General features: G+C 37.2%; 25 protein-coding genes. 21 read left to right on the top strand and 4 right to left on the bottom strand.

The window, feature by feature from the left end:
* Window positions 1-44: 44 nt before the first annotated feature.
* The 3 genes from IGK96_RS09070 to galM all read right to left on the bottom strand — a co-directional run bounded on the left by IGK96_RS09070 (window position 45) and on the right by galM (window position 2,085).
* Entirely contained in the window at window positions 45-683 is a 639-nt protein-coding gene (locus tag IGK96_RS09070; RefSeq protein WP_002365472.1) for a sugar O-acetyltransferase, read from the bottom strand.
* Between the two features lie 120 nt (window positions 684-803).
* Window positions 804-950: a hypothetical protein gene (locus IGK96_RS09065; protein ID WP_002384758.1), complete on the bottom strand. Its 147-nt coding sequence runs from the start codon at window positions 948-950 to the stop codon at window positions 804-806.
* A 130-nt stretch (window positions 951-1,080) separates the two neighbouring features.
* The gene (gene galM / locus IGK96_RS09060; protein ID WP_002399811.1) at window positions 1,081-2,085 is read right to left on the bottom strand and encodes a galactose-1-epimerase; all 1,005 of its coding nucleotides are present in this window, start codon (window positions 2,083-2,085) and stop codon (window positions 1,081-1,083) included.
* Window positions 2,086-2,337: 252 nt separating this feature from the next.
* Here galM and IGK96_RS09055 point away from each other — a divergent pair, with 252 nt between their 5' ends.
* The 18 genes from IGK96_RS09055 (at window position 2,338) to IGK96_RS08970 (ending at window position 15,725) form a co-directional block, all read left to right on the top strand.
* On the top strand, window positions 2,338-3,501 hold the full coding sequence (locus IGK96_RS09055) for a galactokinase (protein WP_010775714.1): 1,164 nt from the start codon (window positions 2,338-2,340) through the stop codon (window positions 3,499-3,501).
* Between the two features lie 15 nt (window positions 3,502-3,516).
* Entirely contained in the window at window positions 3,517-4,506 is a 990-nt protein-coding gene (galE, locus tag IGK96_RS09050; protein ID WP_010773940.1) for a UDP-glucose 4-epimerase GalE, read from the top strand.
* A gap of 14 nt (window positions 4,507-4,520) precedes the next feature.
* Window positions 4,521-6,011 (top strand): UDP-glucose--hexose-1-phosphate uridylyltransferase, encoded by a 1,491-nt coding sequence (galT, locus tag IGK96_RS09045; protein WP_173962501.1) that lies wholly within the window; start codon window positions 4,521-4,523, stop codon window positions 6,009-6,011.
* 6 nt (window positions 6,012-6,017) lie between these two features.
* Window positions 6,018-7,022 carry a LacI family DNA-binding transcriptional regulator gene (locus tag IGK96_RS09040; RefSeq protein WP_002358146.1) on the top strand — a complete coding sequence of 335 codons (1,005 nt, stop codon included), beginning with the start codon at window positions 6,018-6,020 and terminating at the stop codon, window positions 7,020-7,022.
* Window positions 7,023-7,031: 9 nt separating this feature from the next.
* On the top strand, window positions 7,032-7,598 hold the full coding sequence (locus IGK96_RS09035) for a kinase (protein ID WP_174115611.1): 567 nt from the start codon (window positions 7,032-7,034) through the stop codon (window positions 7,596-7,598).
* 27 nt (window positions 7,599-7,625) lie between these two features.
* On the top strand, window positions 7,626-7,925 hold the full coding sequence (locus tag IGK96_RS09030; RefSeq protein WP_002390034.1) for a hypothetical protein: 300 nt from the start codon (window positions 7,626-7,628) through the stop codon (window positions 7,923-7,925).
* Between the two features lie 66 nt (window positions 7,926-7,991).
* Window positions 7,992-8,504, top strand: a complete 513-nt coding sequence (locus tag IGK96_RS09025; protein WP_002384748.1) for a GNAT family N-acetyltransferase — start codon at window positions 7,992-7,994, stop codon at window positions 8,502-8,504.
* 48 nt (window positions 8,505-8,552) lie between these two features.
* Window positions 8,553-8,993 carry a GNAT family N-acetyltransferase gene (locus IGK96_RS09020; RefSeq protein ID WP_002369669.1) on the top strand — a complete coding sequence of 147 codons (441 nt, stop codon included), beginning with the start codon at window positions 8,553-8,555 and terminating at the stop codon, window positions 8,991-8,993.
* A 192-nt stretch (window positions 8,994-9,185) separates the two neighbouring features.
* Window positions 9,186-10,340 (top strand): multidrug efflux MFS transporter EmeA, encoded by a 1,155-nt coding sequence (emeA, locus tag IGK96_RS09015; RefSeq protein WP_002358140.1) that lies wholly within the window; start codon window positions 9,186-9,188, stop codon window positions 10,338-10,340.
* Between the two features lie 151 nt (window positions 10,341-10,491).
* Window positions 10,492-11,808, top strand: coding sequence for a Y-family DNA polymerase (locus IGK96_RS09010; protein ID WP_002358139.1), 1,317 nt, complete (start codon window positions 10,492-10,494; stop codon window positions 11,806-11,808).
* Window positions 11,809-11,812: 4 nt separating this feature from the next.
* The gene (locus IGK96_RS09005) at window positions 11,813-12,202 is read left to right on the top strand and encodes a hypothetical protein (RefSeq protein WP_002358138.1); all 390 of its coding nucleotides are present in this window, start codon (window positions 11,813-11,815) and stop codon (window positions 12,200-12,202) included.
* Between the two features lie 71 nt (window positions 12,203-12,273).
* Complete coding sequence (locus IGK96_RS09000; protein WP_033625696.1) at window positions 12,274-12,471, top strand: hypothetical protein; 198 nt, start codon at window positions 12,274-12,276, stop codon at window positions 12,469-12,471.
* A gap of 17 nt (window positions 12,472-12,488) precedes the next feature.
* Window positions 12,489-12,794: a hypothetical protein gene (locus IGK96_RS08995; RefSeq protein ID WP_104846638.1), complete on the top strand. Its 306-nt coding sequence runs from the start codon at window positions 12,489-12,491 to the stop codon at window positions 12,792-12,794.
* 52 nt (window positions 12,795-12,846) lie between these two features.
* The gene (locus tag IGK96_RS08990) at window positions 12,847-13,278 is read left to right on the top strand and encodes a universal stress protein (protein WP_002391595.1); all 432 of its coding nucleotides are present in this window, start codon (window positions 12,847-12,849) and stop codon (window positions 13,276-13,278) included.
* A 69-nt stretch (window positions 13,279-13,347) separates the two neighbouring features.
* The gene (locus IGK96_RS08985) at window positions 13,348-13,590 is read left to right on the top strand and encodes a hypothetical protein (RefSeq protein ID WP_002358134.1); all 243 of its coding nucleotides are present in this window, start codon (window positions 13,348-13,350) and stop codon (window positions 13,588-13,590) included.
* 369 nt (window positions 13,591-13,959) lie between these two features.
* On the top strand, window positions 13,960-14,406 hold the full coding sequence (locus tag IGK96_RS08980; protein WP_104846637.1) for a GNAT family N-acetyltransferase: 447 nt from the start codon (window positions 13,960-13,962) through the stop codon (window positions 14,404-14,406).
* A gap of 139 nt (window positions 14,407-14,545) precedes the next feature.
* Entirely contained in the window at window positions 14,546-15,259 is a 714-nt protein-coding gene (locus IGK96_RS08975) for a DsbA family oxidoreductase (RefSeq protein WP_002375225.1), read from the top strand.
* Between the two features lie 70 nt (window positions 15,260-15,329).
* Window positions 15,330-15,725: a DUF805 domain-containing protein gene (locus IGK96_RS08970; protein ID WP_002358131.1), complete on the top strand. Its 396-nt coding sequence runs from the start codon at window positions 15,330-15,332 to the stop codon at window positions 15,723-15,725.
* Window positions 15,726-15,910: 185 nt separating this feature from the next.
* Here the strand turns inward: IGK96_RS08970 and IGK96_RS08965 are convergent, their stop codons facing one another.
* Window positions 15,911-17,332 carry a helix-turn-helix domain-containing protein gene (locus IGK96_RS08965; protein WP_025187107.1) on the bottom strand — a complete coding sequence of 474 codons (1,422 nt, stop codon included), beginning with the start codon at window positions 17,330-17,332 and terminating at the stop codon, window positions 15,911-15,913.
* A gap of 174 nt (window positions 17,333-17,506) precedes the next feature.
* On the opposite strand from IGK96_RS08965, the gene ebpA reads away from it, so the two are divergent.
* The 3 genes from ebpA to ebpC are packed head-to-tail and all read left to right on the top strand — an operon-like array spanning window position 17,507 to window position 24,285.
* The gene (ebpA, locus tag IGK96_RS08960) at window positions 17,507-20,971 is read left to right on the top strand and encodes an endocarditis and biofilm-associated pilus tip protein EbpA (RefSeq protein ID WP_153227076.1); all 3,465 of its coding nucleotides are present in this window, start codon (window positions 17,507-17,509) and stop codon (window positions 20,969-20,971) included.
* 3 nt (window positions 20,972-20,974) lie between these two features.
* Window positions 20,975-22,405: an endocarditis and biofilm-associated pilus minor subunit EbpB gene (ebpB, locus tag IGK96_RS08955; RefSeq protein ID WP_104846635.1), complete on the top strand. Its 1,431-nt coding sequence runs from the start codon at window positions 20,975-20,977 to the stop codon at window positions 22,403-22,405.
* Entirely contained in the window at window positions 22,402-24,285 is a 1,884-nt protein-coding gene (ebpC, locus tag IGK96_RS08950; protein ID WP_104846634.1) for an endocarditis and biofilm-associated pilus major subunit EbpC, read from the top strand. Before ebpB ends, ebpC begins: the two co-directional genes overlap by 4 nt.
* Window positions 24,286-24,319: the final 34 nt, after the last annotated feature.

Raw genomic sequence — 24,319 nt, 5'->3', positions numbered from 1 at the left:
ATAAAAAATCCCCAATCCGTTATTTTCATTGGATTGGGGATTTTTTATTCATGAAAGAATTGCTTCTTAGCGATTTGATACTGCCGTTGCTTTTCTGTCCAAAATTGCTGATCGTTTTCATCAATTTTGCGAATGACTTTTGCTGGATTACCTCCAACAATCGTGTTGGCAGGAACGTCTTTTGTAACCACAGCACCAGCAGCGACAATAGCATTTTTTCCAATTGTAACGCCAGGTAAAATGGTGGCACTTCCGCCAATCCACACGTTATCTTCAACAATAATTGGCGTCCCGAATTCTAATTCTGCAGTTCGAATCGTTGGATCAATTGGATGGCCGGCAGTATAAAAACTAGCACGAGGGCCAACCATGACATTATCACCGAAGATGATTTTGTTTACATCTAAAAAAATGCAATCCATATTTGCATAAAAATTTTCTCCTACCTCAATATGGCGACCGTAATCTACATAGAGGGGTGGGGTGATATATAACTCATTGCCAGTTTTTCCTAATAATTCTTTTTCTAGGGCCACAATTTCTTTCACATTATCGATAGGAAGTTGATTGATTTTTTGAGCTAACACCTTGCCTTTTGTTGATTTGTTTTCGGGTAAAATGGTGGGGGCGTAATATAATTCACCTTTTAACATTTGCATATAATCAAAGTCATTTTGTTTCATGTAAGCGCTCCTTTAGGCTTTTTCTCTATTGTATCAAATCAATACAATAAGTCGAGGAATATGTAAAATAAAAAAGGACAGATAGCAAAATAGCCTTGCTTATCTATCCTTTACCTAAGGTTATCCAATTTTTTTAACTCTCCCGCCAATTTTATCTGCTAATTTTTGTGCTTCTTTTTCAGAGTGGTAAACTAAACAACCTGATTTATCTCGCGTACGTTTACCATCTGCAGTTAAATAGCCATGAAAAAATTTGATTGCATACATAGACATCACCGCCTTTCTAATTGAAAATAGTGTAAATGGAGCGATTAAAAATGTCAAATAATAGAAGTGCTCTTAACCATTCTTATCTTTTTTAGTTCGAAGATAAGTTTGGTTAAGAGCACCATTTCACTTAATAAATTAGTTTGAAACGGGTCGTTGAGTGAAATTCCTGTTCAGGTGAGAGGGTGATAGAACCGAACAACGGAAATCTTTCAGCACCAGGACAGACTTGGGTTTCAAATGTGAGCGCTCCGTGATTGACTAATTTTTGCCCTTGAATATCGGGACCGTTATCAGCAAAATTTGCTGAAAAAATAACAACTGAAGGTTGATCAGTGAACATTTCTAAGGTGATATCTTTAGTAGGACTTTTTAAGATAACATCTGGGTTAATTAAATCATGATTGGTTAAGATGAAAGGGTGATCGAAGCCGTTCATCTTTTGGATTTGTTCATCGTTACTTGAAAAAACCTCAGCTAATTTTTTAGGTTTTTGTAAATCAAAAGCTGTCTGGTCGACGGAAGCTAATTCTCCAAGCGGTAAAACTCTTTCATCAAGCGGGACAAACTTTTGGGCATTTATTTGTAACTCATGCGCATCAATGGGGATTGTAGGATTTCCAGTTAAATTAAAGTAGACATGATTGGTTGGATTAAAAAGTGTTTGTTCATCTGTAGTTGCCTGATACTCAATTTGCCATTCATTTTCTTCAGTCAATGTATACGTGACTGAAACAGTGAGATTTCCAGGAAAACCATTTTCACCAGCAGGACTCTCTAGCCAAAATTTCACAGAAGGATTCGCTTGTGCCTCTTGGATTTCGCTGTGCCATTTTTTACTTTCAAACCCAGGTGTGCCACCGTGAAGTGTTGTTTGAGTAGGAGTATTAATCATCGTTTGATACTTTTTACCCGCTAGTTCAAAGGAGCCATCGGCAATTCGGCCAGCTGTTCGACCAATTGTTGCACCAAAATATAAGTCTTTAGACAAATATTCATCTGCTGAGGGAAAGCCTAGCACGAGTGATCGGGATTCATTTTTTGTAAGAGGAACGTCGAGCGCAACAATTCGCGCACCAAAATCTGTTGCTTTTAAAGTCACACCATTTTTATTCGTCAGTGTGTAAAGAAGCATTCCTTGTCCAAATGATTCAGTTGAAATAGTCAAAATAATCAATCCTTCCTTTAAGTAAATATTTAGTAAATTTAACTTTGTTGTTTAGATTATTTAAATAGTCAAAAAGAAACGCTAAGAAAATAAATCTTTATTTAATTGTATTGTACACGTTTTCAATCAAAATGACAATCAAGAAAATGTTAAGTAAATATTTGCAAAAGTTTAGTAAATATTATACAATTTGTTTACTAGTGAAAGGAGCGATTAGTGATGGAAGAACTGTTAATGAATCGATTTGTAGAAATATTTGGTGAGAAAGGGACAGCCTGTTATTTTGCCCCTGGAAGAATTAATTTGATTGGTGAACATACAGATTACAATGGCGGTCATGTTTTCCCAGCGGCTATTACTTTAGGGACATTTGGTGTGGCAAGAAAAAGAGACGACCAAAAAATTCGAATGTTTTCTGATAATTTTAAAGAGGTTGGTCTCATCGAATTTTCATTAGAAGATTTAACCTATTCAGATTCAGATGATTGGGCAAATTATCCGAAAGGCGTTTTAAATTACTTGATTGAAAGCGGACACAATATTGATTCTGGCTTAGATGTGCTCTTCTACGGTACGATTCCTAATGGTGCTGGCTTGTCTTCTTCTGCTTCTATTGAACTTTTAATGGGGACGATCTGTAATGATTTATATGCTTTACACTGTCCAATGCTTGAGTTGGTGCAAATCGGTAAAAAAGTGGAGAATGAATTTATTGGCGTTAATTCGGGAATTATGGACCAATTTGCCGTAGGGATGGGAGAAAAAGATCAAGCTATTCTACTAGATACCAATAATATGCACTATGAAATGGTTCCCGCCAAATTAGGTGAGTATACGATTGTTATTATGAATACTAACAAACGTCGTGAATTAGCAGATTCAAAATATAATGAACGCCGTGCAGAATGCGAAGAAGCCGTTCGTTTGCTTCAAAAAGAGTTATCGATTGAATTTTTAGGTGAATTAGACAGCGAGACATTTGACCAATATCAAGCATTGATTGGAGATCCAACGTTGATTAAACGAGCGCGTCATGCCGTCACAGAAAATGAACGAACTTTATTGGCAAAACAAGCGCTAACTGAAGGGGATTTGGAAGAATTTGGCTTATTATTAAATGCCTCACATCGTTCGCTAAAAGAAGATTACGAAGTAACCGGTATTGAGTTGGATACCTTAGTGGCTTGTGCGCAAGAACAACCAGGCGTTTTGGGCGCACGGATGACTGGTGCAGGGTTTGGCGGTTGTAGTATTGCTTTGGTACCAAAGCAAAATATAGATGCATTTATTGAAGCTGTTGGCCAGAGTTATCAAGATAAAATTGGCTATGCTGCTGATTTTTATCCTGCATCAATTGATGATGGTGCCAGAAAGTTATTTTAGAAAGGAAGGCTTTAAATGTCTATTTTAGTATTAGGTGGCGCAGGCTACATTGGCTCACATGCCGTCGATCAATTAATTTCAAAAGGATATGCCGTTATTGTTGTTGATAATTTATTAACGGGGCATCGTTCAGCAGTTCATGAACAAGCGACTTTCTATGAAGGCGATATTCGTGATAAAGCTTTTTTACGTAGTGTCTTTGAAAAGGAATCAATTGAAGGGGTGTTGCACTTTGCGGCCAATTCTTTAGTAGGAGAATCCGTGGAGAAACCGTTAATGTATTTCAATAACAATGTTCACGGCACTCAAATTGCCTTGGAAGTCATGCAAGAATTTGGAGTGAAACATATTGTTTTTTCTTCCACAGCGGCCACTTATGGCGAACCAAAAGCAATGCCTATTACAGAAGAAACCCCAACGAATCCTAAAAACCCGTATGGGGAAAGTAAATTAATGATGGAAAAAATCATGAAATGGTGCGACAACGCTTATGGAATGAAATATGTTGCTTTGCGTTATTTTAATGTTGCAGGAGCAAAAAAAGATGCCTCAATTGGTGAGGATCACACGCCAGAAACGCATATTGTGCCAATTATTTTACAAGTGGCATTGGGCCAACGAGCAGAGCTAAGTATTTTTGGGGATGATTATGATACACCAGATGGCACGTGCATTCGAGATTATGTTTACATTGAAGACTTGATTGCAGCACATATTTTGGCTTTAGAATATTTGAAAAATGGCGGCGAAAGTGACGTCTTTAACCTTGGTAGCAACAACGGCTATTCTGTTAAAGAAATGTTAGATGCTGCTCGCGAAGTGACAGGTCAAGAAATTCCTGCGACAATCGCGCCACGCCGAGCAGGGGATCCTAGTACGTTAATTGCTTCTAGTGAAAAAGCCAAACGAGTTTTAGGCTGGCAACCAGAAGTAACTGAGGTCAAGGACATTATCGCCACCGCTTGGCAATGGCATGTGAAACATCCTCAAGGCTATAATGAATAGGAGAACATCAGATGATGAAAGAAAGTAGTAAATGGATTGCTGCATTTGTAGAGATAATCATAGAAAATGGCGATTGGACGGAAACAGACCGCTATTATTTGACGAATCGGATTGCCAAACTAGTTGGCTGTGATTTTTTTGAACAACCAGAAGCGGTTGCTTGTGAGCAAGAACCGTTGCGTGTGGTGGAACATCTTTTAAACATTGCACAAGCCAATCACCAAATCGATGACTCAATTACGGAAGCAGAACAACTAGAAGCGGAGTTAATGGATTTTATTACGCCGACCCCAACCATCATTAATCGGAAGTTTATGGATTATTATCAAGAGTCTCCACGAAAAGCAACGGATTATTTTTATCAGTTATGTAAAACAAATAACTACATTAAAACGAAAGCAATCGCCAAAAATATTATTTTCCCAATGGACTCACCCTATGGTAAACTAGAAATTACCATTAACTTATCGAAGCCAGAAAAGGATGCTCGAAAAATTTTGGCTGAAAAGAAAATGAGTCAAAAAAAATATCCAGCGTGTATGTTATGTATGGAGAATGAAGGCTATTATGGTCGTGTGAATTATCCAGCACGGACAAACCATCGGATTATCCGACTAAATTTAGAGGACGAAGCTTGGGGCTTTCAATATTCGCCATATGCTTACTATAATGAGCATGCGATTTTCTTGGACCAACAACATCGAGAAATGAAAATCGAGAAAAAAACGTTCCAGCGGCTCCTTAAAATTACGGAGTTATTCCCTGAATATTTTGTGGGCTCTAATGCAGATTTGCCAATTGTTGGTGGTTCTATTTTATCTCATGATCATTACCAAGCAGGACGTCATACATTTCCAATGGATTTAGCACCAATGGAAACAAGATTTTCTTTGAAAAAATATCCTGAGATAACTGCTGGTATTTTAAAATGGCCGATGTCTGTGATTCGTCTTCAAAGTGATCGTCAAGAGGAACTCGTTGAGGCGGCCGAATTAATTTTGACCAAATGGCGCAATTATTCTGATGAACGAGTCTCAGTTCGGGCCTATTCAGAAGATGGCACACCGCATCATACGATTACGCCAATTGCTCGACGCAAAGGGTCATTATTTGAATTGGATTTAGTTTTACGAGATAATAATGTTTCGGAGGAATTTCCAGATGGTATTTTTCATCCACATCCAGAAGTACAACATATTAAGAAAGAAAATATTGGCTTAATTGAAGTAATGGGACTAGCTATTTTGCCACCAAGGCTGGCACGAGAATTAAGAGAAGTCGAAAAGTATTTATTAAAGCAACCCAATCAAATTGCTGAAAGTCATCGAGCTTGGGCGGATGAACTCAGTCAGCAAACCATCACTGAAGCCAATGTCAAAGAAGTGATCCAACAAGGAATTGGGACAATTTTTGTTCAAATTTTAACAGATGCCGGCGTCTTTAAACGTGACGAAGAAGGCCGTCGTGCTTTTGAACGATTTATTCAATGTATTGAAAATGATTAATTTGAGGTGAGGAACATCGTAACCATTAAAGATATAGCAGAGCAAGTCGGTGTTTCTTCAGCGACAGTTTCGAGAGTTTTGAACTATGATGAAACATTATCAGTTAGTGATGAAACGAAGAAGAAAATATTTGAAACAGCAGAAACGTTAAATTATAAAAAGCGAGCCAGAAAAAAACAAGCAGGCAAAAAGAAAATTCGGTTTGTCCAATGGTTCAGCGATCCAGAAGAACTGGATGATATTTACTATTTATCGATTCGTTTAGGTGTTGAAAAGCGGGCAGAGGAATTGGGTTTTCTTTTAGTCAAAGAATCTCTGACAAACCTGTCTCAAAAAAGATTTGATGGGACAATTGCCCTAGGAAAATTTGATGAAAAGCAAGTGGCAGCCTTAGCCGCCTTAGGCGCACCTCTTCTATTTGTAGACTTTGATGCAATGGCTTTTGGCCAAAACTCCATTGTTGTTGATTTTGCTGGAAGTGTTAAAACAATTGTGCAAGAATTTTTGGCGCAAGGGCATCAGAAAATTGGTATGCTTTCTGGGCAAGAATATACGAAAGAGTCCCACGTGGCATTGGTTGATCCACGTTTTGTCGCTTTTAAAGAAACCTTAAAAGATCTGGACCTTTATCATCAAGAATGGGTTGTCGAAGCAGCTTTTTCTGTTGAAGAAGGCTATCAAGCGATGAAAGACTTTATTGAAGAAGCGGACACTCGTCCAACCGCTTTTTTCGCTGCAAGTGATACGTTGGCCATTGGTGCGATGCGGGCGTTACAAGAAGCAGCCATTCGTGTGCCAGAAGATATTTCTATCATTGGTTTTAATGATATTAGTGTCGCAAAATATGTTTCACCAACATTAACAACAGTTAAAGTTCATACTGAATGGATGGGTGAGCTAGCAGTTGAGACAATGAAAGAGTTATGCTTGAATACCCCACCAGTTCCTAGAAAAATTATTGTCGGAACGGAATTCATTCAGCGAGATTCAACGAAACATTCATCAAAATAACAGCAAAACTTGGAGAGTTTTTTCCAAGTTTTTTGCTCTTTTCTGCTGGTTTTCAACAATCAAGAAAATGGAGGGAAACAGATGCAACCGAAATTAATTATTTTACGTGGTAATTCTGGTAGTGGTAAAACAACGATAGCTAAAGCGCTTCATCAGTGTCTTAAAGAACAATCGTTATTGATTTCTCAAGATGTGGTGCGCAGAGAAATGCTTCGTGTTAAAGATGAAACAGGTAATCTAAGTATTGCTTTGTTAAAACAGTTGGTAGCTTTTGGTTATCAAGAATGCCAGTATGTGATTGTTGAAGGGATTTTTCAAAAAGCCATTTATCATTCCTTTTTTCAGGAAATAATCCATCTCTTTGAAGGAAACGTTCAGGTTTATTATTTTGATCTTTCTTTTGAAGAAACGCTGAAAAGACATAGCCAGAGAAACAAGAATCAAGAATTTGGTGTCGTGGAAATGAAACGTTGGTGGCTATCAGAAGATTATTTAGGGCTTCCGGGAGAACAGCGGTTATCTGAACAACTGTCTGAAAAGCAGATTATCAGGCAAATTTTAGCAGATATTCAGTAGTAAGTGCTGCGCTTTTTAGAGAAATGGATGTTGTGGTATGATAAAAAAGAAGGAGTGGTTTCAATGGATTACCAAGAACGATTAAAAAATTTACCACCTGAAGTCATGACAGCTTTTTCAGAATCATTTATTTTTTTAATCAGTAACGACAAAGTTCAACATTTTCCTGCACGAGACTTAACGCAAGCTGAAATGATTCAACGAGTGAAAGAGAAATTAGGTGAAGCGGTGACGTGGTCCTTATGGCAAGGGTTCGTTATTGCTGTTAATTCAGAAGAAACATGTGTTGCTGTTTTGCCCAAATATCATCAACTCGATGGTTTTTGAAAATGAATAAGGGAGCGAAGAATTATTCGCTTCGTTTTATAAAATGAAAACGCTTTTCGGGAGGGAATGCTAATGTCTGAGCTAGTGGTTATTAGAGAAATGCAAGAGAAAGATATCTTAGCGCTGGATACTCAATTTGTCCAACAAGGTTGGCCAAGTCGCCAAGAGATTTTAATGAACTATTTAGAAGAACAATTAGTCAAGCAACGAACGGTTTTTGTAGCGGAGAAAAAGGCAACGCTGTTAGGTTATGTGACGTTACTGCCATTAGCTAAGGAAGGACCTTTTAAAAATTTATATCCTGAAATAGCTGATTTCAATGTTTTCTTGCCATTTCAAAAACAAGGAGTGGGGCGGTTATTATTAAATCGTGCAGAAAATGTTGCCAAAAGTTATGCAGATACTGTTTCCTTGGGAGTAGGCCTGCATCCTGGTTATGGTGCAGCGCAAAGATTATATATCAAACAAGGATATGTGCCAGATGGTTCAGGAGTCTGGTTTCAAAATAAGCAGCTGAAACCAAACGAACGGTGTGTTAATGATGATGAGTTAGTTCTTTATTTATCGAAAAAACTATAGAGTAGCCAAAGTAATACTCTATAAATATCATTTAGGAGGTTGTCACCCTTGATTAGAAAAATGAAGCCAACAGATGCAGCGGCGTTAACTATCATTAATAAAGAACAATTGGGCTATGAAGTTCCCGTTGACGTGACCTGTAAACAGATTGAGAAATTACTACTAGCCAGTGACAGAGAGTTTTTATATGTTTATGAAGAAACGAAAACAGGCAAGATTTTAGGCTATGTGCATGCGCAACTGTATGAAACAATTTATTCCCAAACGTTATTGAACGTTCTGGGGTTAGCAGTGGCAAAAGAAGCAGAAGGCCGTGGAATTGGCAAACAATTAATGACGAAACTAGAAACGGAAGCTAAAAAGTGTAACTTGTCTGCGATTCGCTTAAATTCAGGGGAACAGCGTACAGCAGCACATCAATTTTATGAACACATTGGCTATGTTTCTGATAAAAAACAAAAGCGATTCATTAAATACTTGGATACTTAAGTTATGTCTTTAAAAAATAACAATTTCCTTTAAAAAAATAAGTAAAAACTAGTGAAATTTTCAGCGAATTAGTGTAAAATGTATCTCAATGACTCAACGAGTGTTTCAGCCGAAACACTGTCAAAGAAAGTACATACAAAGAAACAGAAATAGCCATTTTTGATGGCTGTTTTTTTATGGAGGAGGCAAATTATGACGAAAAAAAATAGTATGATGTACTTAGCAATTTCTAACTTATTTCTTGTTTTTCTAGGCGTAGGCCTAGTCATTCCCGTAATTCCCCAATTAAAAGAAGAAATGCATTTTTCTGGTACCACAATGGGAATGATGATTTCTATTTTTGCGATTGCCCAATTAATCACATCGCCAATCGCAGGTGTCCTTTCGGATAAAATTGGTCGGAAAAAAATGATTGCAACGGGCATGTTGGTGTTTTCAATTTCTGAGTTATTATTTGGTTTAGCTCAAGCGAAAAGCGGTTTTTATATTTCTCGTGGTTTAGGTGGGATTGCCGCCGCTTTATTAATGCCGTCAGTGACAGCCTTTGTGGCAGATATGACCACGATTTCTGAACGTCCGAAAGCGATGGGACTTGTGTCAGCTGCAATTAGTGGTGGTTTTATTATCGGACCAGGAGTTGGTGGTTTTATTGCTTATTTAGGTATTCGCGCCCCGTTTTTTGCGGCCGCATTTTTAGCGTTTATTGGTTTTATTTTGACATTAACTGTTTTGAAGGAGCCAGAGAAACGAATTTTAGCCGCTGTTGAAGCGAAAAAAGGTTCATTTATGGATATTTTAAGAAATCCAATGTTTACCTCATTATTTGTGATTATCTTAATTTCCTCTTTTGGCCTGCAAGCGTTCGAATCTATTTATAGTATTATGGCGACTATTAATTTTGGCTTTACCACAAGTGAAATAGCAATCGTGATTACGGTTAGTGGTATTTTAGCGTTGATTTGTCAGTTGTTTTTCTTTGATGCAATCGTCCAAAAAATAGGTGAAATGGGTTTAATCCAATTAACCTTTTTTGCAAGTGCCATTTTTATTGCCGTGATTGCCTTTACAAAAAATAATTTAGTTGTTGTATTTTCAACGTTTATTGTCTTTTTAGCGTTTGACTTGTTTAGACCAGCAGTAACTACTTATTTATCCAAACATGCTGGAGATCAACAAGGAACCATCAACGGACTAAATTCGACATTTACAAGTTTTGGTAATATTTTAGGACCAATGGCAGCAGGAGCTTTATTTGATATCAATCACTTTTTCCCTTATTATGTTTCAGCAGTAATTCTGTTAGGAACGGGCTTTTTATCGTTATTTTTAAATCGAAATAAGATGTAAAAGAAAAAATAAGTATTTGGAATATAATAATTCCGAATACTTATTTTTTTTGATCACCGACCGTTCTTGAAAAAAACAAAAAAATAAACAGTGTTCGCTTGATTAATCGAACATTTGTTCGTATAATGATTTTGCAAGTGAGGTGATGTTTATGAAATTTGATTATGAAAAAGAACCTAGTCGCGATATTCTTTGTATTGATTGCAAAAGTTTTTACGCTAGTGTAGAATGCGCAGAACGTGGGTTAGATCCGTTGAAAACGATGTTAGTAGTGATGAGTAATGCCGAAAATGCGGGGGGATTAGTTTTATCAGCATCGCCAATGGCAAAAAAAGTTTTAGGTGTTTCAAATGTTACGCGTAAAAATCAAGTGCCCGCTCATCCTGATTTATATGTGGTTCCGCCACGAATGAATTTGTACATGAAAAAAAATCAAGAAATCAATAATTTATATAAAAAGTTTGTCGCAGATGAAGATCACTCTGTGTTTAGTGTAGATGAATCATTTCTTGATGTAACTGCTTCTTTAAGTTATTTTCATTGTGAAACCGCCTATAAGATGGCTCGGATTATCCAAAGAGTCGTTTATAATCATGTGGGTATTTATGTGACCGTTGGGATAGGGGACAATCCGTTACTGGCTAAATTGGCGTTGGACAATGGCGCCAAACATTCGCCAGATTTTATTGCAGAATGGCGGTATGATCGTGTACCAGATACTGTCTGGCAGTTGCCTTCTTTGACAGATTTTTGTGGGATTGGTCGCAGAATGGCTAAACGACTGAATCGTTTAGGAATTGATTCTGTATATGAGTTAGCGCAAGCGAATCCGCATCTTTTACAAGAAACATTTGGCGTGATGGGGCTTCAATTGTATGCTCATTCATGGGGGATTGATCGTACCTTTTTAGGAAAAAAAGCACCACATAAAGCTGAAAAATCATTTGGAAATAGTCAGATTTTGCCGAGAGATTATGCGCGAAGAGATCAGATTGAACTAGTCTTAAAGGAACTGACAGAACAAGTGGCTGCTCGTTTAAGAAAAGCGCATTGTCAAACGGAATGTATCACAGTCTACGTTGGTTATTCCAAAGGTCAAATTGACCGTGAAGGACGAACTGGTTGGCGAAAACAACAAACGATTCCTGCAACAAACAATACAAAAGTTTTGATTACCTATGTATTAGCCCTTTTTAGAGAACATTATCTAGCGGGAACCGATGTCCGGCAATTAGGGCTTTCTTATGGGAAATTAGTTTGGAATGAATCTTTACAATTAGATTTATTTTCGGAACCAGAAGAGCAAATTAGTGAAATGGAGTTAAACTATCTGATTGATAAAATCCGACAAAAATTTGGCTTTCAAGCTTTAATCCACGCCTCTTCTTTGTTGGAAGGCGCGACGGCAATTCATCGTTCAGGATTAGTCGGTGGACATGCTGGAGGAAATGTCGGTTTAGGAGGATAACATCATGAAACGAACAAAAAAAGAATTTACACCTTATAATGAGTACCATGATCGTCCCTTTGAACTGAAATGGGCGACCGCTTTTGCATTGGGGGAGTTACAAGAAGGAATCGAAGCTTCTGACGAATATTCTAAGAGAGCATTTGAACGCTTACCGCAACAGACAACAGAAGAAATTGAAGAATACTTAGAGCAGTCTTTAAAAAATAACCAGGTTTTAGAAATCCAATTGAATACATTGGATGATTTTGGCCGTGTTCAACCGCCAATTGTTGGTGTTTTTGAAGGGATGAGTTCAATGGAGTATGCAAAAGTTGGACATACACATATTTTATTTGAAGAGATTCGGCATATTAAAAGTCATGAGTTTACAAAGTGGTCGAGCCTTGATTAAAAAACTATTGTTATACGTGCGTTTTGTGAAAACATATGAGATAATGTTCATAGGTAATAGAAATAAAAATTATGGAGGTGGCTAGGATGGGACATCATTTAAAAGGACACCATGGCAAAAAAACAAACGTAAATGGCGGCTTTTTAACAAAGTTATTGGCTGGTGGTGCCTTAGTGGGCGTAGGAAAAAAGTTATACGACAATCGTGAAAAAATTAAAGAGCTGTTAAGTGACGACAAAGAAAAAAGCAACGATACTGAAAACAAATAAAGGACTGGATTGACGGAATGGTAAAAGATGCAGCGTATATTATTGAAGAGATTACCACGATTTTAGAAGGAACCTATTTTGTGATAACCAAGAAAGCGAATAAGCGCCGCATGTGTTTATATGTTTCGGATACCGCGAAAGAATTTTTACGTTGTCGACTGGAGTATGAAACATTCTTAGAGCAACAGTTTGATTATGCCACAATGTTTTTAGAAACATGTACGGAAGATGTTTCTGTTGAAATTCAAACAGGACTACTTGAAGAAACAAATTATCAAGCATTAACCGTGGAAAAATTACAACAGATAGCCACTAAAATGTAACACAGCTGTTGTGTTAGTTTTGATTCTTAATTTGGTTAAGGAGGCGGATAAAATGTCAGTATATCAACATATTTTGGTTGCTCTTGATGGCTCAGATCAATCTGAAAAAGCTTTTCATGAAGCTGTCAGGATTGCCAAAGAGGAACAAGCCACTCTTTATTTAGCTACAATTATTAATGATGCTGAATTTACGACGAGTCCATTTTCTTTTGAAGAATTGTATGATTTAGAAAAACACAAGTCAGAAGAGATGCTCACTGAAAAGGCAAAACAAGCGAGTGAAATTGGTGTAAAAACAGTCAAAAAAATTGTTGAGCTTGGGAGCCCAAAACGTTATCTTGCCAACACGATTTCTGAAAATTATGCCATAGATTTAATTGTGCTAGGTGCCACGGGAAGAGGTGCTATTCAACGAACCTTGATTGGTTCTACTACAGATTATGTGGTTAACCATGCTTTGTGCAATGTCTTAGTCGTTCGCTAATTGTGAGTAATTAATCAAGGAAACAATGTTTTATCGGGACGTTTTTTAAATTAAACGAGAGGTGAGTTTATGAAAACAAAAATCGGAAAAACAGTTATCTTGTCAGCGTTTTTATTCACAAGTTTCCTTTTACTGAGTGGTTGTACCTCGGCTGGCGAAGAGATGGAAAAAACAATTGATCGACAGAAAGAAAAAGTCGATAAAACGGTCGATAAGCAGAAACATAAAAATGAAAATTCCATGGAAAGTTACGACGAAAAAGTTGACCGTTCTTTAGATAGTCAAGAAGACAAAATCGATACTACTGAGTAACGGGAAAGCTTTCAACTATCGGCTAGTAAATAAATAATATACAAAAGGGAGCATCCACTGCAGTTATTTCTCACAGCGGATCCTCTCTTTTGTGGTTAAAAAGAAAAAGTTAACTGCTCCCCAACAGTTAACTTTTAATCATGTTGCACATAGTTAAAACACTCTATATATCATTTATATCATTTGAAACGGGCAGTGTAAAAAGAAATCTCTTGAAAAGAGTCTCCATTTATAGGGAAGATTTCCCATAAAAAAGAGAAACGTATAATCACAGAGAGTTAGAGAAAGCAAAGGGAAATAAGTATGTTAAAATAAGAAGCAAGAAAGAAGACAAGTATGCAGAAAATAACAACTAATTAGGTGAAAACAATGGAAATACATTTTGAAAAAGTAACAAACGATAATCGTAAAGCAGTGGAAAACCTACAAGTTTTCGCTGAACAACAAACCTTCATTGAATCAATGGCAGAAAATCTAAAAGAATCGGACCAATTTCCAGAATGGAAATCGGCAGGTATTTATGACGGCAATCAATTAATCGGCTATGCCATGTATGGACGTTGGCAAGATGGGCGCGTTTGGTTAGACCGCTTTTTAATTGATCAACGGTTCCAAGGACAAGGTTATGGGAAAGCAGCCTGTCGACTTTTAATGTTAATTCTAATAGAAAAATACCAAACAAACAAGCTATACTTGAGTGTTTATGATACGAACAGCTCAGCAATTCGGTTGTATCAACAACTTGGTTTTGTATTTAATGGTGAATTAGATACGAATGGTGAGCGGGTAATGGAATGGACACATCAGAATAAGTAGATAGAACAGGTGAGACAAAAGCCATAGCGCATTTTGTTTCATCTTTTTCTTTTAATTGGCTTCATTTGTTTACTTTTAGTAAGTAAAATGGTAAATTTAGTTCAATCTGTTTTGAAAAAAGAGTTACTGGAGGGTAAGGATGAAAATAGAATTTTTCCATGATGTTATTTGTAGTTTTTGTTTTCCAATGTCTGACCGCATGCATGAGATTCAACAAGAATTTCCTGAAATTGAATTGATTCATCGGTCGTTTGCGTTGGGGTGGTCCGCAAACGATTTTGAAACAATGTTTGGCTCACGAGCAGCAGTAAAAGAAGAAGTTTTGACGCATTGGGTGCATGCCAATCAAAACGATTCAAAGCATCGTTTTAATATTGAAGGGATGAGGAAGCAACGATTTGATTTTCCAACATCAAAGAATGCATTATTAGCAGCAAAAGCAGCTGGATACATTGGCAACCAAGACACTTATTGGGTACTGTTTGATAAGTTACAAGAAGGTTTATTTATGAGAAGTTTAAATATTGAAGAGCCAGAAGTAATTGAGGAGCTAGTAAAAGAGACAACGATTGATTTTGCTTTATGGAAAGAAGCTGTTGCTTCCGAGGCTGTTTGGACGGCGGTTCAAGAAGATTTTGCGCTAGCTTCTGCTTATGGTTTACAAGGAGTTCCCGCACTAATCATTAATCAAAAATATTTAATTAATGGTGCAGTACCGAAACAACAAATCAGCCAAACTATTCAAAAAATTCTCGCAGAAGAAAAACAACAGCAACCGTTAGTTTCATTAACTCCTTCTTCTGAAAAGTCAGCTTCGTGTGAGTTTAAGGAAGGCACATGGACGTGTCATTAAGCGGCATAAAATAACGTTATTCTTTGACAAAACGAAAGACTTCTGTAATAGTTAATGCGGGGGTGATAATATGTTTAACGCGTATAGAGAATACTGGAATAATATTACAACAATGAATGCGTCAGCAACACGAGCACAATATTGGTGGCCACAATTAATTAATTATTTGGTGTTAGGGATTTATTCAGCAATTACGGGCGTTTACAGATATATTGAAGTAACACCCAATGATGGAACAATCATTAAAGAATGGAATACCGTGACCATTATCTTTTTCTTGCTGACTGCTTTAATTTGGTTGGCAAACTTTACTGTTCGAGCAAGAAGATTGCATGATCGCGACCACAGTAACTGGTGGATTTTATTCTATTTACTTCCTTTTATCGGTACTTTAGTGATCTTCATTACATTAATTTTGCCAAGTAAAAGTCACACAAGATGGCCAGTGAATCAATCAGAAATTTAATTTGCTGGTTTCGTTTAGCTGATTATCTTAAGAGTGAAAATAGGACATAAGTCGAAATGACTTATGTCCTATTTTCTTTTTGATTTCAGAAAAATAAAAATATCTTCTGTATGATGGCACCTCACATTACGTGGTTCTTGATAAAAGGGCTATCTTTTTGGTAGATAGGGAAAACCATTAAGACGTTAAAAGTTTAATAAATCGAGCAATTCTCTTTTGTTAGAAAATAAGATAGCATCATTAATTAAAATACTTGGAACACTGGTTTCAATAATTGGCTGATTGGTAATAATCAAATCAAATTCTTCAAGTTGATGTTCACCTAATTGTTCTTCCGTAATTGCTAACGTATTTGAACGAATCCGATGCAAAGCTAAAATATCGTGGACATAGTTTCCAATATATTGACTATGATTCAGGCCCATGTCGCTAATAATCAAAATCTTTTTTGAGTCGAAACTCTGGTTAATTTCTGGAAAAGTATTAAGCAACCAAAAAATATAAGAAGATGAATAGTTTAATAGATTTGTTTCTAAAAGAGCGGAAAAGAAATGCAATTCTGCTTTTAATCGTGCATATAAGTGAAGCTGAGTAAAATGAATTTGTCGAGTGAAAAAGGTGGCCCTTTGTGTCAATTCGGAGGTGTCAAAAGGCACTAATTGAGAAAACAAATAAAGACAGGTTAACAAGTGAACAGCGAAGTCGACGACTTCTTCTGTTAATTGTTCAATCTGTGAAAAAGCATTAAATTTTAAATTTTCACGTATTCTTTGACTGATGACTTCTTGGTCTTCGGAGTAGTATTGCTGAAAAGCGCCTCTTTGAAAATACCGGAGAACTTCCCGATAGGTTTCACGGCTGAGCCCAGTAAAATGACGACTGAGTAAAAGATAATCTTCCATTTTGATTGGACTCTTTTTATCTGTTTTTTTCTGGAAACGTTGCTGAAAGCCTTGATGCTCTCTTAATAAATCAACAATAAAATACATAATAAAGAAATCGTGTTCATAACTGTTATCCATACTAATAATATTTAATTGGCATTGATTACGACGCATTAATTGTTTGATTTCTTGCTTATCTAATTGATAAGGCAATTCATAATGACCATAATACATTAAAAAGAAAAAGGTTGTAAAAATACGTAAAGGCAATTCTTCTGTTTGGCTAGTTAATTGATAGCCTTGATCAACGATAACGCGAAGAGAGTAAGTTTCCAAGACCTGATTACACTGCTTCAATTTTCGAGCAAAAGAAGAGCGACTAATATTGATGGTATCGCAATAATATTCGATGGTTTTGCCAGGATTTTGGATAAACTCATGGAGCAATTGGGTGGTCGTTGACGTTTTTGCCATATCCGTCAGCACGTTTAAATATAAGGACACATTAAAGTTTTCTAAACGATAGCCTAATTTATGCGATGTTTTAATGGTTAAACTTTCGCCCCAACGCTGTTTAATCTCCTCAATATAACGAATAAAAGTAGACTCAGAACTACCAATATATTTTGCAAGTTCTTTTTTAGTCATCCATTTATCAGAAATGGATAAGACACGAATGATTTCTTCCATTTTCCGATAATTTTTTTCTAAAAACCTAATCATATTGTTTCCTCCCAAGTCCTTTACTTTAATGAAACAATCATCGAAACAATAACGCAATTTCAGAAATGAAACCGCTTGGTATGAAAGCTGGTGTGATTTAATGAGCTCCTTCTCTGTATAATAATTATCAGATTAGAATAATGAAATTTTACGTGCTAGGCAATTCTAATTTAACTGTTAATTCATAAAAGAAAGGAGAGAACAGACATTAAATTACTAAAGAAATTTGGGGTTTTCGGCGTAGTCTTTTTACTTGTCTCATCCTATTTCATACCGCTCATTGGCTATGCAGAAACAGCCAAAGAAGTTGAAATTACATCCGCTCAAATGATAACAGATGAGAATGATAAAACGAATATTAATATCGAGTTAAATCTTCTCAACCAAACAGAGCAGCCATTACAACGAGAAATTCAATTGAAAAATGCACAGTTCATGGATACTGCTGTAATTGAAAAAGACGGATATTCTTACCAAGTGACTAATGGTACGCTTTATCTGACTTTGGACGCACAAGTAAAAAAGCCGGTACAGCTTTCGTTAGCTGTTGAGCAAAGTTCGCTTCAAACAGCTCAGCCACCTAAGTTATTGTATGAAAACAACGAATATGATGTTTCAGTTACTTCTGAAAAAATAACAGTAGAGGATTCTGCTAAAGAATCAACTGAACCAGAAAAAATAACTGTACCAGAAAATACGAAAGAAACTAACAAAAATGATTCGGCTCCAGAAAAAACAGAACAGCCGACCGCAACAGAAGAGGTAACCAATCCATTTGCAGAAGCAAGAATGGCGCCAGCCACTTTGAGAGCGAATCTGGCACTACCTTTAATTGCACCACAATACACGACGGATAATTCTGGGACTTATCCGACAGCTAATTGGCAGCCCACAGGCAATCAAAATGTGTTAAACCATCAAGGGAATAAAGACGGTGGTGCACAATGGGATGGTCAAACGAGTTGGAATGGGGACCCTACTAATCGCACAAATTCTTATATTGAGTATGGCGGTACAGGAGACCAAGCCGATTATGCCATCCGAAAATATGCTAGAGAAACAACAACACCAGGGCTTTTTGATGTATATCTTAATGTGCGTGGGAATGTTCAGAAAGAAATCACGCCATTGGATTTGGTCTTAGTCGTTGACTGGTCCGGTAGTATGAATGAAAACAATCGGATTGGTGAAGTACAAAAAGGAGTGAACCGTTTTGTTGATACATTGGCAGATAGCGGTATTACCAATAACATCAACATGGGCTATGTTGGCTACTCAAGTGACGGTTATAATAACAACGCCATTCAAATGGGACCGTTTGATACAGTCAAAAATCCAATTAAAAATATTACGCCAAGTAGCACTAGAGGAGGAACTTTCACTCAAAAAGCATTAAGAGATGCTGGTGATATGTTAGCAACGCCAAATGGACATAAGAAAGTCATTGTACTTTTAACGGATGGCGTCCCAACCTTCTCTTATAAAGTGAGTCGAGTTCAAACAGAGGCGGATGGTCGCTTTTACGGGACACAATTTACGAATCGACAAGATCAACCAGGTAGCACTTCTTATATCTCTGGTAGCTATAATGCGCCAGATCAAAACAATATCAATAAACGAATTAACAGTACGTTTATCGCCACGATAGGTGAGGCAATGGCCTTAAAACAACGCGGGATTGAAATACATGGATTGGGCATTCAATTGCAAAGCGATCCACGAGCTAATTTATCTAAACAACAAGTTGAAGATAAAATGCGTGAGATGGTGTCAGCCGATGAAAATGGAGACCTTTATTATGAATCAGCGGATTATGCACCAGACATTTCTGATTATTTAGCGAAAAAAGCCGTTCAGATTTCAGGAACGGTTGTAAACGGAAAAGTAGTTGATCCAATTGCTGAACCTTTTAAATACGAGCCAAATACATTATCAATGAAAAGTGTGGGTCCTGTTCAGGTTCAAACATTACCAGAAGTGTCGCTAACAGGCGCTACAATTAATAGTAATGAGATTTATTTGGGTAAAGGGCAAGAAATTCAAATTCATTATCAAGTACGTATTCAAACAGAGTCAGAAAACTTCAAACCTGATTTTTGGTATCAAATGAATGGTCGGACAACGTTTCAGCCATTAGCCACAGCCCCTGAAAAAGTTGATTTTGGGGTTCCTTCGGGAAAAGCACCTAGCGTGAAGTTAAACGTGAAAAAAATCTGGGAAGAGTATGATCAAGACCCAACAAGTCGGCCAGATAATGTGATTTATGAAATTAGTAGAAAGCAAGTAACTGACACAGCCAACTGGCAAACTGGGTATATTAAATTATCAAAACCAGAAAATGATACCAGCAATAGTTGGGAGCGCAAAAATGTAACCCAACTTTCCAAAACCGCGGATGAAAGCTATCAAGAAGTTCTTGGGCTTCCCCAATACAACAATCAAGGACAAGCTTTCAATTATCAAACAACCCGTGAATTAGCAGTTCCTGGTTACAGTCAAGAAAAAATCGACGATACTACTTGGAAAAACACGAAGCAGTTCAAGCCATTAGATTTAAAAGTAATCAAAAATTCTTCCTCAGGTGAGAAAAACTTAGTGGGAGCCGTCTTTGAATTGAGTGGTAAAAATGTTCAAACAACATTAGTGGACAATAAAGATGGTAGCTATTCCTTGCCAAAAGATGTGCGCCTACAAAAAGGGGAACGCTATACATTAACTGAAGTAAAAGCACCTGTAGGACATGAGTTAGGCAAGAAAACAACTTGGCAAATTGAGGTGAGTGAGCAAGGCAAAGTAAGCATCGATGGACAAGAAGTGACCACCACAAATCAAGTTATTCCATTGGAAATTGAAAATAAATTTTCTTCTTTGCCAATCAGAATTAGAAAATACACCATGCAAAATGGCAAACAAGTGAACTTAGCAGAGGCGACTTTTGCGTTGCAAAGAAAAAATGCTCAAGGAAGTTACCAAACTGTGGCAACTCAAAAAACAGATACTGCAGGATTGAGCTATTTTAAAATTAGTGAACCTGGTGAGTATCGAATGGTGGAACAATCAGGACCATTAGGCTACGACACTCTTGCTGGAAATTATGAATTTACTGTTGATAAATATGGAGAAATTCACTATGCAGGCAAAAATATTGAAGAAAATGCGCCAGAATGGACACTGACACATCAAAATCATTTGAAACCTTTTGACTTAACGGTTCATAAAAAAGCCGATAATCAGACGCCACTTAAAGGAGCGAAATTCCGTTTAACAGGACCAGATACGGATATTGAATTACCAAAAGATGGCAAAGAAACGGATACTTTTGTTTTTGAAAACTTAAAACCAGGGAAATATGTCCTAACAGAAACCTTTACGCCAGAAGGATATCAGGGGTTAAAAGAACCAATCGAATTAATAATTCGCGAAGATGGTTCAGTCACGATAGATGGGGAAAAAGTAGCAGATGTTTTAATTTCTGGAGAGAAGAATAATCAAATTACTTTAGATGTTACTAACCAAGCAAAGGTTCCTTTACCTGAAACTGGTGGCATAGGACGCTTGTGGTTTTACTTGATAGCGATTAGTACATTCGTGATAGCGGGTGTTTATCTCTTTATTAGACGACCAGAAGGGAGTGTGTAATCAATGAAAAACGCACGTTGGTTAAGTATTTGCGTCATGCTACTCGCTCTTTTCGGGTTTTCACAGCAAGCATTAGCAGAAGCATCGCAAGCAAGCGTTCAAGTTACGTTGCACAAATTATTGTTCCCTGATGGTCAATTACCAGAACAGCAGCAAAACACAGGGGAAGAGGGAACGCTGCTTCAAAATTATCGGGGCTTAAATGACGTCACTTATCAAGTCTATGATGTGACGGATCCGTTTTATCAGCTTCGTTCTGAAGGAAAAACGGTCCAAGAGGCACAGCGTCAATTAGCAGAAACCGGTGCAACAAATAGAAAACCGATCGCAGAAGATAAAACACAGACAATAAATGGAGAAGATGGAGTGGTTTCTTTTTCATTAGCTAGCAAAGATTCGCAGCAACGAGATAAAGCCTATTTATTTGTTGAAGCGGAAGCACCGGAAGTGGTAAAGGAAAAAGCTAGCAACCTAGTAGTGATTTTGCCTGTTCAAGATCCACAAGGGCAATCGTTAACGCATATTCATTTATATCCAAAAAATGAAGAAAATGCCTATGACTTACCACCACTTGAAAAAACGGTACTCGATAAGCAACAAGGCTTTAATCAAGGAGAGCACATTAACTATCAGTTAACGACTCAGATTCCAGCGAATATTTTAGGATATCAGGAATTCCGTTTGTCAGATAAGGCGGATACAACGTTGACACTTTTACCAGAATCAATTGAGGTAAAAGTGGCTGGAAAAACAGTTACTACAGGTTACACACTGACGACGCAAAAGCATGGATTTACGCTTGATTTTTCAATTAAAGACTTACAAAACTTTGCAAATCAAACAATGACTGTGTCGTATCAAATGCGTTTAGAAAAGACCGCTGAACCAGACACTGCGATTAACAACGAAGGACAATTAGTCACGGACAAGCATACCTTGACTAAAAGAGCCGCAGTTCGTACAGGCGGCAAGTCTTTTGTCAAAGTTGATAGTGAAAATGCGAAAATCACCTTGCCAGAGGCTGTTTTTATCGTCAAAAATCAAGCGGGGGAATACCTCAATGAAACAGCAAACGGGTATCGTTGGCAAAAAGAAAAAGCATTAGCTAAAAAAATCACGTCTAATCAAGCCGGTGAATTTTCAGTTAAAGGTTTAAAAGATGGCCAGTACTTCTTGGAAGAAATCTCTGCACCAAAAGGTTATCTTCTGAATCAAACAGAAATTCCTTTTACGGTGGAAAAAAATTCTTATGCAACGAACGGACAACAAACAGCACCGTTACATGTAATCAATAAAAAAGTAAAAGAGTCAGGCTTCTTACCAAAAACAAATGAAGAACGTTCTATTTGGTTGACGATTGCAGGCCTGCTAATCATTGGGCTGGTAGTCATTTGGCTATTTTACCAAAAACAAAAAAGAGGAGAGAGAAAATGAAGCAATTAAAAAAAGTTTGGTACACCGTTAGTACCTTGTTACTAATTTTGCCACTTTTCACGAGTGTATTAGGGACAACAACTGCATTTGCAGAAGAAAATGGGGAGAGCGCACAGCTCGTGATTCACAAAAAGAAAATGACGGATTTACCAGATCCGCTTATTCAAAATAGCGGGAAAGAAATGAGCGAGTTTGATAAATATCAAGGACTGGCAGATGTGACGTTTAGTATTTATAACGTGACGAGCGAATTTTACGAGCAACGAGCGGCAGGCGCAAGCGTCGATGCAGCTAAACAAGCTGTCCAAAGTTTAACTCCTGGGAAACCTGTTGCTCAAGGAACCACCGATGCAAATGGGAATGTCACTGTTCAGTTACCTAAAAAACAAAATGGTAAAGATGCAGTGTATACCATTAAAGAAGAACCAAAAGAGGGTGTAGTTGCTGCTACGAATATGGTGGTGGCGTTCCCAGTTTACGAAATGATCAAGCAAGCAGATGGTTCCTATAAATATGGAACAGAAGAATTAGCGATTGTTCATATTTATCCTAAAAATGTGGTAGCCAATGATGGTAGTTTACATGTGAAAAAAGTAGGAACTGCTGAAAATGAAGGATTAAATGGCGCAGAATTTGTTATTTCCAAAAGCGAAGGCTCACCAGGCACAGTAAAATATATCCAAGGAGTCAAAGATGGATTATATACATGGACAACGGATAAAGAACAAGCAAAACGCTTTATTACTGGGAAAAGTTATGAAATTGGCGAAAATGATTTCACAGAAGCAGAGAATGGAACGGGAGAATTAACAGTTAAAAATCTTGAGGTTGGTTCGTATATTTTAGAAGAAGTAAAAGCTCCAAATAATGCAGAATTAATTGAAAATCAAACAAAAACACCATTTACAATTGAAGCAAACAATCAAACACCTGTTGAAAAAACAGTCAAAAATGATACCTCTAAAGTTGATAAAACAACACCAAACTTAGATGGTAAAGATGTGGCAATTGGCGAAAAAATTAAATATCAAATTTCTGTAAATATTCCATTGGGGATTGCAGACAAAGAAGGCGACGCTAATAAATACGTCAAATTCAATTTAGTTGATAAACATGATGCAGCCTTAACTTTTGATAACGTGACTTCTGGAGAGTATGCCTATGCGTTATATGATGGGGATACAGTGATTGCTCCTGAAAATTATCAAGTGACTGAACAAGCAAATGGCTTCACTGTCGCCGTTAATCCAGAATATATTCCTACGTTAACGCCAGGCGGCACACTAAAATTCGTTTACTTTATGCATTTAAATGAAAAAGCAGATCCTACGAAAGGCTTTAAAAATGAGGCGAATGTTGATAACGGTCATACCGACGACCAAACACCACCAACTGTTGAAGTGGTGACAGGTGGGAAACGTTTCATTAAAGTCGATGGCGATGTGACAGCGACACAAGCCTTGGCGGGAGCTTCCTTTGTCGTCCGTGATAAAAACAGCGACACAGCAAATTATTTGAAAATCGATGAAACAACGAAAGCAGCAACTTGGGTGAAAACAAAAGCTGAAGCAACTACTTTTACAACAACGGCTGATGGATTAGTTGATATCACAGGGCTTAAATACGGTACCTATTATTTAGAAGAAACTGTAGCTCCTGATGATTATGTCTTGTTAACAAATCGGATTGAATTTGTGGTCAATGAACAATCATATGGCACAACAGAAAACCTAGTTTCACCAGAAAAAGTACCAAACAAACACAAAGGTACCTTACCTTCAACAGGTGGCAAAGGAATCTACGTTTACTTAGGAAGTGGCGCAGTCTTGCTACTTATTGCAGGAGTCTACTTTGCTAGACGTAGAAAAGAAAATGCTTAATTTCTAGCATCACCGAAGAAATTTTTAGAAAAAC

The sequence above is a fragment of the Enterococcus sp. DIV0682 genome, from assembly GCF_051712685.1.
Lineage (GTDB): Bacteria > Bacillota > Bacilli > Lactobacillales > Enterococcaceae > Enterococcus > Enterococcus faecalis.
Note: the sequence above shows the minus strand (reverse complement) of the source record. Positions and strands in the feature narration are given on the sequence as shown.